Below are 15,259 nucleotides of genomic sequence, written 5' to 3' on the forward strand. Positions count from 1 at the left end.
ACATAAGAGAAAAAGAAGAAGCGTTATGCTTATCTTGTACTTGAAAACGTAGGAAATTTTCAAATTAGATGCAAGGATAGCATAGTGGTTCTCACGCTATAGCGTGGGCTGCTATTGTTACATCTGCATCTATGGTTTCCTACGACCTTCAAGTTAAGACGTAGCATAGTTGGCTCACGTTTTCTGCTATTATTAACTTAACATCTTGACAGGGTCAATCAAGAACATAACAGTCAGAATATGAATAAACTTATCACTTCATTTCTTAATAGTCCGTTAAAAATTCAACATATCGGCTAAGCGGCTTCCGCCACAAAGCCAAAGAGTTCTTTGATAAGTTTAGTATTAAAAGTTCTGTTCGGTTTCAGACCGGACTTACTAAAAATTCTTTTGAGTATATAAACATTACTCAGATAGGCCTTTAGCAGTCCGATGGAAAGCGACGGATAGTATCGTTGGCGCATGACCTTTGCGATGTTTACCGAGGCCAGTGAAGCATTGAAAGCGAAGTCAAGTTTCCTCAAGTCTCTTGCCTGACAATCGTTGAGTCCGGTAAACTGCTTGGAATCCCGAAAGCAAAACTCAATTTGGAATCTTGTACGGTAGTATTCGATGATGTCTTTGGCCACCATGTCAAGGTCGGTGGAGAAATAGATTTTATGTCCTCCTGATTCCGGATAATGAACCACGACTTTGATGTTGCGTTTCATTGTCTTTGAATAGGCCTTGATTGAGTAAGCCTTTCCTCTTTCAATATCGAGAACTTCACAACGCTGAAGGTCGAGTTTCTCAAAATCAATCTTCTCGCCTTTGATACGCGGCCGTCCCCGCTTGCCCGTGCGGACACCGTCATGTGCATACCACAAGGCGGCATCATCACGCAGGCGGCTGATGACATGGAATCCCATCAGGCAGGTTTCACCCACGAACTTTGCCTTTGAGAACCATGCGTCTGCAACGACATAACGTGTTATGCGCAGCAGCTTATCCTTGTATTTGCGGAGCACGTCAAGATACCAGTCCACAAGGCTGTAATCTTCGCCTTGCTTTTCCAGATACGCCTTGTCCGGTGTCTGTTCCGCACGCAGCGTCATACAGTCCCGACTGTCAATGTCGACAATGCCGATACCGAGAATTTCCAGACCTCGTTTCATAGCAGAAGCGCATCCCGACCAGAACTTGCCAATATAAGGAGTCTTCTTTCCCGACTTTGAAATGTAGCTCGCGTCTATGGCAATGGCTTTTCTAGCATTTTCACCAAACCGCTGCCGCATAAGAAAGAGATTGAACTGCATCCAGTCCAACTCACGTTCAAACAACTGCCGGAAACGTTGTTCCGAACTGTCCGAGTAACGGCCCATTTGGGTGAAATTTATCTTTCTTGGCAGTGCCATATACAAAATCATGAGTTGGATGAATGCTGTTTTAAAACTTTTGCGTAACTTCGCTGAATAACTTTTCAAAGCATCGGTTACGATTTCCTCATATTGGTCAAGTGCTGTTCCTTTCATTGCTTTAATGTGTGGTAGGATACCATTAAAGATAATGAAAATCAGACACTTGACCTATTTTATTATGCTAAACTTTATCAATCAGCGTGCTTATTTTCAACGGATTAGTTACAATTTTAACGAAGTATTAATTTCTGTTCATCACAGTTTTTCTGTTATCAGCTTGCAGTGATGATGAGCCCCAAGATTCAGTCAAAGAGATTAGAATGCTGGTTTCAGCAGAAACAGGCGTAATGTATGCATGGGGCGACGACAAAAAGGAGAATCCCATAGAGTGCATGCTCGTCAAGACGGAAGGTGATTCCGAAGAATGGCAACCTCTCGGATTCAACAGCATTGAGGGCTTTACTTACATAAAAGGACACGAATACTATCTATCGGTAAAGCGGACAATTCTCGCCAATCCACCTGCGGATGGTTCCGACCGTACGTATTCGCTTATCCGTATTCTCCAAGACAGACTTGTGACAGAACCGGAAATTCCGGTCGATGAGGAGATAACATCCGAAGAAGATATTGAATATCAAGATTTGTGTCCTTTTGAGAAATATGCCATCAGCAAAGGGTATATTGTTGATGAGAATGGTAAAATAGTCTATGACGATGGGTATGATTCAATGCTGCCATCCTACAGTTCAGCGCGTATATGGCTGGAAGATGTCCTTGACAAAGAAGACCCGAATTGGGTGAAATTTGAGTCCGTGCCTTACATGGCTATTTATTCGTTTGTTCTGTCTCCGTTTACAGATGAAATTCGTTTGGTACGCAACGAATCACACGGTCCGATGTTCAAAGATGTTGTACCCGAAGATGAGTTTACCCACATTACACAATCCATGCAGTCCGGCGAAGAAGTTCGTTACGCACTCATCCTTGCCAATGTTTATAAAAAGGGACTTCAAAAGGTGGAATTTACCATAAAAAAACAATAACACATAGTCATGATGAATAAACTTATCGCTCCCTTTTTTATTATCATCAGTCTATTTATCTCTGCATGTAACGATGACAATAATGAAAATGAACCAATGTCCCCGTTCAGCCTTGAAAAGACCTATTATGAAGTAAGATTGTGGCGCGGCATCACTGAGATTCCCATTACCAATGGAAGCGGCGACATCAGCCTGTCCGTAGCGGACGAAACGATAGTAGAAGCCAACAAGGTTCAGAATGAAGGAGGAAGTACCTATGTTGCCTTGCAAGGCAAACAGAAAGGAACTACTACGCTTACTCTGACGGACAATGTGACAGGCGACAAGGAAACAGTCGAAGTGAAAGTCACAGACTGCTACATTGCATACGGCATTGCTGAAAGCAATCATCCCACGCTGACTTCAAACCTTATGCTCTATCTGGTTAACAATAAAGCGCGGGATTGCTATTTTTTTACAATGGACAATATGCAGCACCAATTGAATAATACACCACTTGCCGAAGGCACTTATGAGTTCTTTGTCAAGCAGAATGGAGAGGAAACAGTTTCTTATTTGCGTCTGAGTTATTCAGCCGATCCATCCGGAAACTTTGCACAAAATGCTCCAATGGAAATCCATGACTTCGCCCTATCGTTTAGTGATTCTCAAGCAGTACTGGAAATTATCAAAAGCTATTTGGATGTGGATTGGGTGGAACTTATCAGCAATGCCACGACAAAAAGCGTTCCCCCAAGAGACTACACCATGATACTGACCGTTCCCGAAACAGACTATGAAATAATAGGAGCATTTGCAACAGCATCCATTCCTGAATACATCCTGAATTGATAATGATATATTAAGCAGATAAGCCTGCATATCATATAAAGCAAATGAAGAAAACTTGGTTGTTCTTTTCGTTTGCTTTATTTTTATCCTCTACCACAAAGATGATAAATTAAATAATACAAAAAAACACCCGACTTTACATTCTTGGGTGTAAAGTCGGGTGTTTGTTCTGTAAAACATTGATTTTCAATGTTTATTGCGGTGCGTACGGGACTCGAACCCGTGACCCCATGCGTGACAGGCATGTATTCTAACCAACTGAACTAACGCACCAATATATTTGTTATCGAAAAAAAAGTTGCGGTGCGTACGGGACTCGAACCCGTGACCCCATGCGTGACAGGCATGTATTCTAACCAACTGAACTAACGCACCAATATTTCAACTTGTATTTCTTTCAATGCTTTCTCTCTCGATTGCGGGTGCAAAGGTACGCAATAATTTGAATTCTGCAAATGTTTGGACGTTTTTTTTCTGAACTTTTTTCTATTGGTCTTGATAGTGAATCATTTACATTTCAAGGAAAATAATTTTTCAAAAAAAGGAGAGGAGATGTTTTTTTAATTTGATTTTATTCCGTATATTGGTATTACAATTAAAAAAGAGAAGAAGTTAACTATGGATATGCGTGTTTTTCAGATAGAGTCTGGTAGGGTATTACCTATGAAAGGGGATATACTTATTTCATCTCCTTTTTTTCGTGGTCATGATTTAACCCGGTCGGTAGTGTTGTTGCTAGAACATAATGAAGAAGGTAGTATGGGAATAATTTTGAATAAAGAATTTCGTAACCATATCTTGTTGAATGAACTGTTGCCTCCATTGGAATTTGCACAGCGTGTGCCTATATATAAAGGAGGTCCGGTAAGTAGAGAAACTATTTTCTTTTTGCACACGTTAGAAGATTTGAAGGGAGCAATACCTTTGGCTAATGGATTATATGTGAATGGCAATTTTGGCGAGGTGCAAAAATATATTCTTGATGGTAAACCGGTAGAAGGGGTATTTCGGTTCTTTTCGGGATATGTCGGATGGGAGAAAGGGCAATTGATTAAGGAGATAGAAGAGAAATCATGGTTGATAGTGGATAGTAATAAAGAGATGTTGCAGGATTTGAATTTCTGTGATTTATGGCATACCATGCTTGCTAAATTAGGAGGTAGATATGCTATTTGGGCACGTTATCCTCAATATCCGATGCTTAACTAGAAATTTATTTTTTGGAGCATTATCACATCCCGATAACTTTTGCCGGTATGCATCCAATCTTTTAATAGTGCACACTCTTGATAACCGCAAGTAGTAAATAGCTTGCGGCAGGGTTTGTTTGCGGTGTCTACATATGCAAACAGCTGATGGATACCCAAGTAATGGAAACAGTGGCTTTCAAGGAGAGATAGCGCCTGTCTGCCTATTCCTTTCCTCCGTTGTGCTTCGTCTATGACGATGCCTACCTCTGCCCGACTGTGCAGAGGGTCAAAATTGCAAATATCTACAATCCCTACCACCTGTCTGTCGCTATTTTCAATCATTAATCGGAGTTGGCGGTCTGTAAATAAATCATTTTGCGTTTGCTCAATGTATTGTTTCAGATGGAAACGGGAGTAAGGTCCTGTGGTATTACTGATATCCCATAAATCAACAATGTTTTCGAATCGGAACATGCAGTCTAAATCTTCCGGCTCGGGAGCGCGAAGCTTAATTCCGTTTTCTTCTAATTGTCGTGCCATTATTCTTCCTCCTTTTCTTCCTTTAATAAGTCGAGTTCGTTCCATATACGTTTGCGGGTAGGGACACAAAACAGGGAAGCAATGAGAGACATGGCAGCACAAAAGAGACCGGTAGTATTGAGTGTGAGGTAGTAAAACGACAAGTTTGTCAATACAGGCACTACCAATAGTCCCAATCTGATTTCGCTCCAACGGCGATAGCTGCTCAGGGCATCGGGGAGTGAAAGTAGTTTGACACATTTTACCAGTGACAGGCTGAATAGTCGGAGGGATAAAGGTATTAATCCTACTGTCAGCAGTATACCGATTGTCTGTAGTATATAGTCCATGCGGGCATCACCGGCATAGTCTCCTTCCGTCATTATTCCCGTTTCGTAGAGGATGACTAACACTATAGGCAAGATCCATATCATGATATATTCTGCCTGGAGATATTTCACTGTTTTATTTATTCTTTCTTCCATTGTATCTTTTTTAATTCAATAATTATACTGTTCCTGTAAATAATGTGCGGTTTGCAATGGAGCGTCCTAAAGTAACTTCGTCTGTATATTCCAACTCATCGCCAATGGAAATTCCTCGCGCGATAACACTGAGTTTGACATTGGTGTCAGCTAACTTGCGGAAAATGTAGAAGTTGGTTGTATCTCCTTCCATAGTAGAACTAAGTGCCAGAATAACTTCTTTCACTTCATTGTTTTTGACACGTTCCACCAAACTTTCTATTTGCAGGTCGGAAGGCCCTATACCGTCCATTGGCGAAATCACTCCGCCCAGTACATGATACAGTCCTTTGTATTGCTGTGTAGCTTCCACGGCCATTACGTCACGGATGGTTTCAACCACGCAAATGGTGGAGGCGTCACGTACCGGGTTTGAACAAATACAGCATGTTTCGGTATCTGATATATTGTGGCAGATCTTGCAATATTTCACTTCGTGTTTTAATGTAATAATGGCATTGCCAAATGCTTCTACAGTAGCCGTATCCTGTCTCAGAAGATGAAGAACGAGGCGCATGGCAGTCTTTCGTCCCACCCCCGGCAGTTTGGCAAATTCTCCTACTGCTTTTTCTAATAATATGGAAGGGTATTGTTGGTTCATCGATTAAATTCCTATATAATGGCTGCAAACTTACGGAATTTAAGTGATTTTGCGTACATTTGCAGTCAAAAAAATAACATGAACGGAATTTATATTCTGCTGACCATATTTCTTTATTTCGGAATGTTGTTGCTTGTGGCTCGTTTCACCGGCAAGAATTCCGATAACGATGCTTTCTTTCGTGGTAACCGCCGTTCTCCCTGGTATGTTGTTTCTTTCGGCATGATTGGAGCTTCGTTGTCGGGAGTTACTTTTGTCTCTGTTCCGGGCATGGTGCGTAGCATCGATATGACTTATATGCAGACTTGTATGGGCTTTTTTGTAGGCTATCTTATTATAGCCCATGTGTTGCTGCCGCTTTACTATAAACTGAATCTCACCTCCATTTATTCCTATTTGGATGATAGGATAGGGAGATGTTCCTATAAAACGGGAGCTTCTTTTTTTCTTCTTTCAAAGATTATAGGGGCGGCAGCGCGTCTTTATCTGGTCTGCCTGATACTTCAGCATTATGTGTTTGATGTATTCGAGGTTCCGTTTGTCGTGACGGTGATAGGGATTGTATTGCTGATTTGGCTGTACACGCGCAGAAGCGGCATTCGCACGATTGTGTGGACTGACAGCTTGCAGACCTTGTGCCTTTTGCTGGCATTGGGACTTATAATATATAATGTGGCGGGACAACTCGAACTCGATTTTTCGGGAGTGGTGCAGACCGTGAAGGACAATGAACATAGTCGCATTTTCGTTTTCGATGACTGGCATTCCAAACAGAACTTTTATAAGCAGTTTTTCAGCGGCATCTTTATCACGATTGTAATGACAGGACTTGATCAGGATATGATGCAGAAAAACTTGTCATGCAAGAACTTGCGTGAAGCACAAAAGAATATGTATTGCTACGGCATTTCTTTTGTCCCGGTCAATTTCCTGTTTCTGTCTTTGGGAGTTTTGTTGCTGTTGCTGGCAAGTCGGACAGGGATGGCATTGCCGGCGGGAGGCGATGATATTCTTCCTCTGTTTGCGGCAGAGGGGCATTTAGGATATGCAGTGTTGATTTTCTTTACAATCGGGATTATCGCGGCAGCCTTTTCGAGTGCCGATTCTGCATTGACTGCTCTGACCACTAGCTTTTGCATCGATATTATGGGTATCAGTCATTTGCCCGAACAAGAAGCGGAAAAACGCAGGAAGATAGTTCATTTCTGCATTTCGGCAATTTTTATTGGGTTCATTCTGCTATTTAAAGTGGTGAATAATAAGAGTGTGATAGATGCGATATATGTTATAGCCTCCTATACTTACGGACCGTTGCTGGGGCTGTTTGTGTTCGGACTGTTCACCAAGTTGCACCCGCGTGACCGCTTTGTGCCTTATGTGGCGATAGCATCTCCGCTGGTGTGTTATGCCATAGACAGGGTGGTGTTTAATTACACCGGTTATCAGTTTGGCTACGAGATGCTGATGTTCAATGGATTCTTAACTTTTATGGGGTTAACTTGTTTAAGTATTAAAAATAAAAAAATATATGGAAATACTCAGTGCTGAATTTGTAATAAGTAATACAAAGGTAGATAAGTGTCCGCAAGGTAATTTGCCGGAATATGCTTTTATAGGCCGTTCCAATGTGGGCAAGTCCAGTTTGATAAATATGCTGACCAAACGTCCTAAGCTGGCAATGACTTCATCCACTCCGGGAAAAACGTTGCTTATTAATCATTTTTTAGTGAATAACGAATGGTATTTGGTGGATTTACCGGGGTATGGCTTTGCTTTGAGAGGTAAGAAGCAGGTAGATAAAATTCAGAAAATTATAGAAGATTATATTTTGGGGCGCGAGCAAATGACAAATTTGTTTGTGCTGATAGATTGTCGCTTGGAGCCACAGAAAATCGATTTGGAATTTATGGAGTGGTTGGGAGAAAATGGAGTCCCTTTCGCTATCATATTTACTAAAGCAGATAAATTGTCGGGAGGGAAGGCAAAAGATAATGTGAACAAATATCTGAAGAAGCTGAGTGAACAATGGGAAGAATTGCCTCCTTATTTCTTGTCTTCTTCTGAGAAAAAACTAGGGCGCAAAGAAATATTGGATTATATAGAAAGTATTAATCGGAGTGTGAAGGGATAGTTGCTTTCTATTTGAACTATATTCTCATTTACCGTAGGGGAACCTTGCGTATATTTTCGTGGGAAAGGGAATATTGTGTGATTATATTTGAGTTTACGAAGAAATTTATATCTATAACTTTTGCTGAAAATACGTTAAATAGTAAAAGGGTATATGCAGTAATCCATCATTTTCATTCTTTAATGAATAGAATATAAAAAACAGAGAGATTATGAAAAAGTTAGCTCATTTTTGTGGAATCATGCTGGCTGCTACTTCTTTTATGTTTCAGTCATGTGACGATAGTGATGGATATTCAATAGGTGATATTGCTGTTGATTGGGCTACAGTGGAAGCTAAAGACAGCCACACTTATTCACTGACAGGTGATACGTGGGGGACTCTGTGGCCTGCTGCATCGGCTTTTCCTTGGTCGCCGGAGGATGGAGAGCGTGTTGTTATCGTATTCAATCCGTTGTATGATGATTTTCAAGGATATGATTGCGCTATCAAGATAGAGGGTATTCGCTCCATTCTGACTAAAGATGTTGAGGAGCTTACGGAAGAAAACGATGCAGAATTGGGGAATGATCCTATTTATATTGAAAAGAGGAATATGTGGATAGGTGGCGGATATATGAATATTGTTTTTACGCAGAATCTGCCTGCACAGGAAAAGCATCGCATCAGTTTGGTACATACAACTCCCTTAGCTTTGGATTCTGAAGGTTATCTTACATTGGAGTTGCGTTATAATACCTATGATGATATGACCGGTCTTTATGGAAATGGAGCTGTTTCATTTAACCTTAATTCTATTGAGGCTCTTCCCGGAATGAAAGGTGTTAAGATAAAATTGAATTCGGCTGTTAACGGTGAAGTGACAGTTCCTTTTGAACTGATGGACGAGCCGACTCCGAATGAAGTGAAACAGATGGATTTTTCAAAAATGGAAATCGAATAATTAGGGTTTAAAGAGAGAGTTTGTGACCGTGTGTCAAGAGCGAAATGACGTTGGAATACGAGGGATATTTCGAGCTCTTGGCACACTTTTTTTAAGAAATGTCCACATCCCCAATTATTTTTTCTCTATTTCAGTATTATTTCAGAATTATCTTATTTCTTTGCTTGTCATAAATATCAAAGGTTATGAAGATATTATTAGTAGAAGATGATGTTAATTTACGTGAAGTAGTTCAACGTTCATTAGAAAAAGAACGCTATATAGTAGAAGTAGCTCCTGATTTTCGGACAGGTATCCAAAAAATAGAGGATTATACTTACGATTGCATTTTGCTGGATATAATGTTGCCTGATGGTAATGGATTGGAGTTGCTTGAACAGCTCAAAGAGATGCGTAAACGTGAGAACGTGATTATTATTTCGGCAAAAGATTCTTTGGAAGATAAGGTCTTGGGATTGGAGTTGGGGGCAGATGATTATTTACCAAAACCTTTTCATTTGGCAGAACTCAATGCACGTATCAAGAGTGTTATCCGACGGAATCAGCAGAATGGTGAAATTACCATAAAATATGGAAACATAGAAGTTTTTCCTGATAAATACCGTGTACAGGTAGATGGTAAGGAACTGGATTTGAATCGTAAGGAGTATGACATTCTGGTCTATTTCATGAATCGTCCGGGACGTTTGGTCAATAAGAATACGATGGCCGAATCTGTTTGGGGTGATCACATAGATCAAGTAGATAATTTTGATTTTATCTATGCTCAAATAAAGAATTTAAGAAAGCATTTGAAGGAGGCCGGTGCGACTCCTGAGGTGAAAGCCGTTTATGGGTTGGGTTATAAAATGACTATGGACTGATGAAGCTGATTTATTACATACTGGTTCGTATATCGCTTGCCCTGACAGTTATTCTGACCGGATGGGCTATCTTTTTTTATATCGCTGTCATGGATGAAGTTAACGACGAGGTGGATGATGCACTTGAAGACTACTCGGAAATTATTATTATCCGTGCATTGGCAGGCGAAGAATTGCCATCCAGGAATACAGCTTCCAATAATCAATATTTCTTAAAAGAGGTAACAGAAGAATATGCTGTCAGTCGTGAAAATATACTCTATAAAGATTCAATGGTGTATATTCCCGAAAAAGGAGAAACAGAACCGGCACGTATCCTGACTACGCTCTTTAAAGATGACGGAGACCGTTTTTTTGAGCTGACGGTTGCAACACCTTCTATTGAAAAGGAGGACTTGAAAGAAGCCATTACGGGATGGATTATATTTCTGTATGTTATTATGTTGCTTATTACCATTTTGATAAATGTGTGGGTGGTTTATCAAAATATGCGTCCGCTTTATGTGTTGTTGAATTGGTTGGATAAATATAGAATCGGAACAAAGAATGAACCTTTACATAATCCTACTCAGGTTTCGGAATTTAAAAAGTTGAATGAGGCGGCCATTCGTTATGCGGAGCGTAGCGAAAAGATGTTTGAACAGCAAAAGCAATTTATTGGTAATGCTTCTCACGAGATGCAAACTCCACTTTCTATCTGCCTCAATCGTGTGGAAATGTTAATGGAGGATGAGGCTCTTTCCGAAGCTCAACTGACAGACTTGATGAAGACTCACCAGACCTTGGAACACATCACAAAATTGAATAAAACTTTATTGTTGCTTTCCAAGATTGAAAATGGACAGTTCTCGGAGACCTCTCAGATAGAAATTAATCGCTTGGTTAAGCAATATCTCACTGATTATAAAGAAGTATATGCTTATCGTCATATCGAAGTACAGGTGGAGGAAGAAGGGACGTTTTTCATTACTATGAATGAAATGTTGGCAGTGGTGTTATTTACCAACCTGTTGAAAAATGCTTTTGTTCATAATGTAGAGGGTGGCTATATTCGGATTATCATTACGGAATGTACTATCACTTTTTGCAATCGGGGGACAGAAGCAGAACTGGACAGTCGTCATATATTTGAACGTTTTTATCAGGGAAAGAAGAAAGAAGGGTCTACCGGTTTGGGACTTGCACTTGCCGATTCTATTTGTAAAATGCAAGGTATATATCTACATTATTATTATCGGGAAGGGGAGCATTGTTTTGAGGTAAGATTATGACTTGGTGTCGTAAATCGATGATAAGCGTTGTTTGTGCCAACAATTTAAGAGGGAAAGTTTGGTCAACTTTTTAAATTCATAAAAAAAAGTTCGTAAAAAAGGCGTTTCCTGTGCTTCTTTTCAAATTCTTTTCAGAATCTCTTTTAATCTTTGCATCAGAGAAAAGACAATGATGTATAACTTATAAAACAATCAGATTATGAAAAAGGTATTTTTATTTTTAGTGTGTTTATTCGCGTTGCAAACTGTAGTTATGGCCGATGATGACAAGCCTATACAAGTTAACCAATTACCGCAACCGGCTCAAACTTTCATCAAACAGTACTTTTCGGCTGCTAAAGTAGCTATGGCTAAAATGGAAACCGATCTCTTTGATAAAAGTTATGATGTAATTTTTACGAATGGCGATAAGTTGGAATTTGATAAGCGGGGAGCATGGACAGAAGTGAATTGTAAATATAGCTCTGTTCCGGGTAATGTGATTCCTGCTCAAATTCAGAAGTATGTGTCAACCAATTATCCAGACGCTAAAGTCCTGAGGATTGAAAAGGATAAAAAAGACTATGAAATAAAGCTCTCCAATGGATGGGAAATCAAGTTTGACTTAAAATTTAATGTGATTGATATCGATAATTAATACTACTTGGGGTTGTGTTAAAACGTGGATAATGCTGTCGTTTGGTTCGCAGGGGCGAGGTCCGCTCGCCCGAAAACAGTTTGCTTTGTGTCTTCGGACAGGCAAACCCTGCCTCTACAGCTGACGATGGGATAGGCCGGTTTAGTTTTGACACACTCCCAATGTTTAAATTAACCATATAGTAACTCCCTTGACATTATCTTGTAATGAACAACATGGATATTTGCATAGTTTTTAAAAGATAACCGGAATGAATGTGAAACTTTTAATATATGCTGCTTCATGAAATTTTTATTTATTGTTCAAGGAGAGGGAAGGGGACATCTTACCCAGGCAATCACTTTGGAAGAGATTTTGCTTCGTAACGGCCACGAGGTTGTGGAAGTGTTGGTGGGAAAGAGCAGTTCGCGGCGTTTGCCGGGATTTTTTAACCGTAGCATTCATGCACCCGTAAAACGTTTTGTCAGTCCGAACTTTACGCCTACGCCAGCCAACAAACGGGTGAGTTTGATACGCAGTGTTGCTTGTAATTTGGTAAAACTGCCTGTCTACATGAACAGTATTCGTTATATTTTCCAGCGTATCGAAGCCAGTGAAGCCGACATGGTTATTAATTTTTATGAATTGCTCACAGGTTTCACTTACTTATTGTTTCGCCCTTCGGTGCCTCAGGTGTGTATCGGACATCAATATTTGTTTCTTCATAAAGATTTTGAATTCCCTCGTGTCGGAAAGTTGAATGTGGCATTACTGAAATTCTTTACCAGATTGACTGCTATCGGAGCACGCGAACGATTGGCTCTTTCTTTTCGTGTCATGAAAGATGATGATAAGTGTCACATTCGTGTTGTTCCTCCATTACTCCGTCGGGAAGTTTTATTATATGAGTCTTGTAAGGGGGATTATGTGCACGGATATATGGTCAATTCAGGTTTTGGTGAGAACATAATGGAATGGCATAAAAAGCATCCCGATATTCCGCTTCATTTCTTTTGGGATAAATGGGAGGAAGAACCGGTGAAGAAAGTAGATGATACTTTGACTTTTTATCAGTTGGATGACGTGGAATTTTTGCGTCAGATGGCAGGTTGTAAAGCCTATGCCAGCACTGCCGGGTTTGAATCCATCTGTGAAGCTATGTATTTGGGAAAACCCATTATGATGGTTCCTGCACACATCGAACAGGACTGTAATGCTTACGATGCGTCTTTGAGTGGTGCGGGTATTGTTTCTAATGATTTTGAACTGGAGCGGTTACTGGAGTTTGCCGAGACTTACGAACCCCGGCGTGAGTTTGTGTATTGGGTTCGCAGAGGAGAATATTTGTTGCTTGATTTATTGCAAAAAAACGCTGCCGATTACTCGCAAACACTTTTCAATGAGATGTATTTGGTCGAAGAATTCATTTGATTGCAATTACTTTATATAAATTCATAAAACTCTCTTTTAAAGTTATGGCTGCGTGATGCAGACATAGCTTTTTATGTAGGTGCGAATTACATTATCATTCAGGGGAAATGGAAATTTATAGAGCTTGAAATGGATAAGGTTTCATGAAAGGTTTTATATTTGCAGTCATTAATCATTGATAAAGCGAAACTGTTATGATGAAAAACCTTTGTGCCGTGTCTTTTTTGGTGGCCTCTTTGTATGCCGGAAATGTATATGCTCAACCTGCCGCCGTGAAGAAAATAATAGAAATAGGAACGACCGATAATCGTGTAATGCATCAGCTGGATGTCCTGACTAATCGTTTTGGAGGTCGTCCCATTGGCTCTGATGCCTATGATAATGCTGCCGAATGGATGCTCCGCGAATTTAGGAGTTGGGGTATCGAAGCTCATTTGGAAGAAGCCGGTGAGTTGCCTGTAGGTTTTAACCGTGGTCCATGGTTCGGACGCCTTATCGGGGGCGACCAACCGATGAATCTGCATTTTGTCACTCCTTCTTATACTTCGGGAACCAAAGGGCTGCAACGTGGCCATGTGCTGATAGAACCCGCAACGGAAGCTGAGCTGAAACGTATGAGACATCAGTTGAAAGGGGCGTGGGTGTTGGTCTCGGGAAAAAATGTGGGCTGGCCTGTCGATCATTCTGCCAAAGCTGATTCAATTCGCAATGCGATAAAAGCGGAAAACGTGAAGATTGAACAAATGAATGATTCGTTGATGAAGGAGAATTGGACAAAGGGTGCACATCACAAGACGATTCCTTTGCGTCGTATGCCGGGGTTATTCTATAAAGAGATGTGCGAAGCCGGTGTGCTGGGTTTCATACAGTCTGCTTCCGTACCCTTGCGTGCACTCTATGACCGGCCGTTGGTGAACGACAAGAATACCACTTTTGATAATTTACCCGAAGTATGTGATATTAAATTGGATGAGCATCAGTATGCCGTTATAGAACAGATGGCAAAAGAACGCCGGGAGTTTTGGTTGGAGTTTGATATTCGTAACCATTTCAAGCTTGGCCCGGTGAAATACCATAATGTAGTAGCTTCCATAAAGGGTACAAAATATCCGGATGAATATGTGATAATCAGTGGTCATCTCGATGCGTTTGATGTGGCAACGGGAGGAATTGACTGCGGTACGGGAATCGGTCCTATGATGGAAGCTGCCCGACTTATCGCCCTTTCGGGAGCGAAGCCCAAACGTACCATTCTATTCATTGCTTTTGCCGGAGAGGAATTCGGTTTGCTGGGTGCAAAAGCATATGCCCGCACACATCAGAATGAGTTGGGAAAGATTGCGAATCTGTTCAACCGGGATGGCGGACCTACTCCTCCGATTGGTATTTCCGTTCCACAAGCTATGTATGATGATTTTGTAGAAATCTGTAAACCGGTGAAGAATATCAATCCTGATTTCCCGTTCGAGGTGAAAGTTGCCAAACCCCGTAAACGCCCCACTTCAACGGGAGGAACCGATGCCAGTGTGTTTGCCGTAGAGGGTGTTCCTACTTATGGTTTCACGACAGATGATATCAAAGGATATAATTTTTCTTACGGAGAAATCTGGCATACCGAACGTGATCTTTACACAAAGAATATTCCCGAATATCAGGAGCATACGGCAGTTGTGACTGCAATAGTGGCACTCGGAGTTGCTAATCTGGACAAGCAATTATCCAGAGAAGGTATGTATAAGGAGTAGTATGCATACTTTTTAATGTTTTTCTCTCCGGAGCTATGTGTCAAACGGTTACTTATACATATTGCTTCGGGGAGAATAATTATAATCTTTCACTTCTTTCTATCAAAATTGTTCTGTTTTTCCCCTTTTAATGGATATATGTCGTTTTAAA

The 15,259-nt window shown here is 40.7% G+C and carries 15 protein-coding genes and 2 tRNA genes; 11 read left to right on the forward strand and 6 right to left on the reverse strand.

Features of this window, described 5'->3' with window-relative positions:
• Positions 1-296 precede the first annotated feature (296 nt).
• A complete protein-coding gene (locus tag HMPREF1534_RS14425) occupies positions 297-1,511 on the reverse strand; it encodes a transposase (RefSeq protein ID WP_005937638.1) in 1,215 nt (404 codons plus the stop codon).
• 206 nt (positions 1,512-1,717) lie between these two features.
• Here HMPREF1534_RS14425 and HMPREF1534_RS14420 point away from each other — a divergent pair, with 206 nt between their 5' ends.
• Together HMPREF1534_RS14420 and HMPREF1534_RS14415 are read left to right on the forward strand one after the other, a co-directional pair.
• A complete protein-coding gene (locus HMPREF1534_RS14420) occupies positions 1,718-2,443 on the forward strand; it encodes a DUF4377 domain-containing protein (protein WP_005937639.1) in 726 nt (241 codons plus the stop codon).
• Between the two features lie 9 nt (positions 2,444-2,452).
• The gene (locus HMPREF1534_RS14415) at positions 2,453-3,274 is read left to right on the forward strand and encodes a hypothetical protein (RefSeq protein WP_018452794.1); all 822 of its coding nucleotides are present in this window, start codon (positions 2,453-2,455) and stop codon (positions 3,272-3,274) included.
• Between the two features lie 199 nt (positions 3,275-3,473).
• Here HMPREF1534_RS14415 and HMPREF1534_RS14410 read toward each other — a convergent pair.
• Positions 3,474-3,547 (reverse strand) — tRNA-Asp (locus tag HMPREF1534_RS14410).
• A 28-nt stretch (positions 3,548-3,575) separates the two neighbouring features.
• Positions 3,576-3,649 (reverse strand) — tRNA-Asp (locus tag HMPREF1534_RS14405).
• Positions 3,650-3,892: 243 nt separating this feature from the next.
• On the opposite strand from HMPREF1534_RS14405, the gene HMPREF1534_RS14400 reads away from it, so the two are divergent.
• A complete protein-coding gene (locus HMPREF1534_RS14400) occupies positions 3,893-4,483 on the forward strand; it encodes a YqgE/AlgH family protein (protein WP_025066823.1) in 591 nt (196 codons plus the stop codon).
• Here the strand turns inward: HMPREF1534_RS14400 and HMPREF1534_RS14395 are convergent.
• Genes HMPREF1534_RS14395 through recR form a run of 3 tightly spaced genes read right to left on the reverse strand, consistent with a single transcriptional unit; the run spans position 4,480 to position 6,108 of the window.
• Positions 4,480-5,004, reverse strand: a complete 525-nt coding sequence (locus HMPREF1534_RS14395) for a GNAT family N-acetyltransferase (RefSeq protein ID WP_005937647.1) — start codon at positions 5,002-5,004, stop codon at positions 4,480-4,482. The two genes, HMPREF1534_RS14400 and HMPREF1534_RS14395, sit on opposite strands and share 4 nt — an antisense overlap.
• Positions 5,004-5,468: a hypothetical protein gene (locus tag HMPREF1534_RS14390; protein WP_005937650.1), complete on the reverse strand. Its 465-nt coding sequence runs from the start codon at positions 5,466-5,468 to the stop codon at positions 5,004-5,006. The genes HMPREF1534_RS14395 and HMPREF1534_RS14390 overlap by 1 nt, the downstream gene beginning before the upstream one ends.
• 22 nt (positions 5,469-5,490) lie before the next feature.
• Entirely contained in the window at positions 5,491-6,108 is a 618-nt protein-coding gene (gene recR, locus HMPREF1534_RS14385; RefSeq protein ID WP_005937652.1) for a recombination mediator RecR, read from the reverse strand.
• A 78-nt stretch (positions 6,109-6,186) separates the two neighbouring features.
• Here recR and HMPREF1534_RS14380 point away from each other — a divergent pair, with 78 nt between their 5' ends.
• The 8 genes from HMPREF1534_RS14380 to HMPREF1534_RS14345 all read left to right on the forward strand — a co-directional run bounded on the left by HMPREF1534_RS14380 (position 6,187) and on the right by HMPREF1534_RS14345 (position 15,108).
• A complete protein-coding gene (locus HMPREF1534_RS14380; RefSeq protein ID WP_018452796.1) occupies positions 6,187-7,656 on the forward strand; it encodes a sodium:solute symporter in 1,470 nt (489 codons plus the stop codon).
• Complete coding sequence (yihA, locus tag HMPREF1534_RS14375; protein ID WP_005937659.1) at positions 7,637-8,239, forward strand: ribosome biogenesis GTP-binding protein YihA/YsxC; 603 nt, start codon at positions 7,637-7,639, stop codon at positions 8,237-8,239. The genes HMPREF1534_RS14380 and yihA overlap by 20 nt, the downstream gene beginning before the upstream one ends.
• Before the next feature lie 211 nt (positions 8,240-8,450).
• Positions 8,451-9,182, forward strand: a complete 732-nt coding sequence (locus HMPREF1534_RS14370; protein WP_005937662.1) for a NigD1/NigD2 family lipoprotein — start codon at positions 8,451-8,453, stop codon at positions 9,180-9,182.
• A 185-nt stretch (positions 9,183-9,367) separates the two neighbouring features.
• A complete protein-coding gene (locus tag HMPREF1534_RS14365; protein WP_005937665.1) occupies positions 9,368-10,045 on the forward strand; it encodes a response regulator transcription factor in 678 nt (225 codons plus the stop codon).
• On the forward strand, positions 10,045-11,316 hold the full coding sequence (locus HMPREF1534_RS14360; RefSeq protein ID WP_005937668.1) for a sensor histidine kinase: 1,272 nt from the start codon (positions 10,045-10,047) through the stop codon (positions 11,314-11,316). The genes HMPREF1534_RS14365 and HMPREF1534_RS14360 overlap by 1 nt, the downstream gene beginning before the upstream one ends.
• A 199-nt stretch (positions 11,317-11,515) precedes the next feature.
• The gene (locus HMPREF1534_RS14355; RefSeq protein WP_005937671.1) at positions 11,516-11,953 is read left to right on the forward strand and encodes a PepSY-like domain-containing protein; all 438 of its coding nucleotides are present in this window, start codon (positions 11,516-11,518) and stop codon (positions 11,951-11,953) included.
• A 282-nt stretch (positions 11,954-12,235) separates the two neighbouring features.
• Entirely contained in the window at positions 12,236-13,363 is a 1,128-nt protein-coding gene (locus HMPREF1534_RS14350) for a glycosyltransferase family protein (RefSeq protein ID WP_005937674.1), read from the forward strand.
• Between the two features lie 197 nt (positions 13,364-13,560).
• On the forward strand, positions 13,561-15,108 hold the full coding sequence (locus HMPREF1534_RS14345; protein ID WP_026231522.1) for a M28 family metallopeptidase: 1,548 nt from the start codon (positions 13,561-13,563) through the stop codon (positions 15,106-15,108).
• The last annotated feature ends 151 nt before the right edge of the window (positions 15,109-15,259 follow it).

Origin of the sequence: Phocaeicola massiliensis B84634 = Timone 84634 = DSM 17679 = JCM 13223 (genome assembly GCF_000382445.1) — a bacterium.
Classification (GTDB): Bacteria; Bacteroidota; Bacteroidia; order Bacteroidales; family Bacteroidaceae; genus Phocaeicola; species Phocaeicola massiliensis.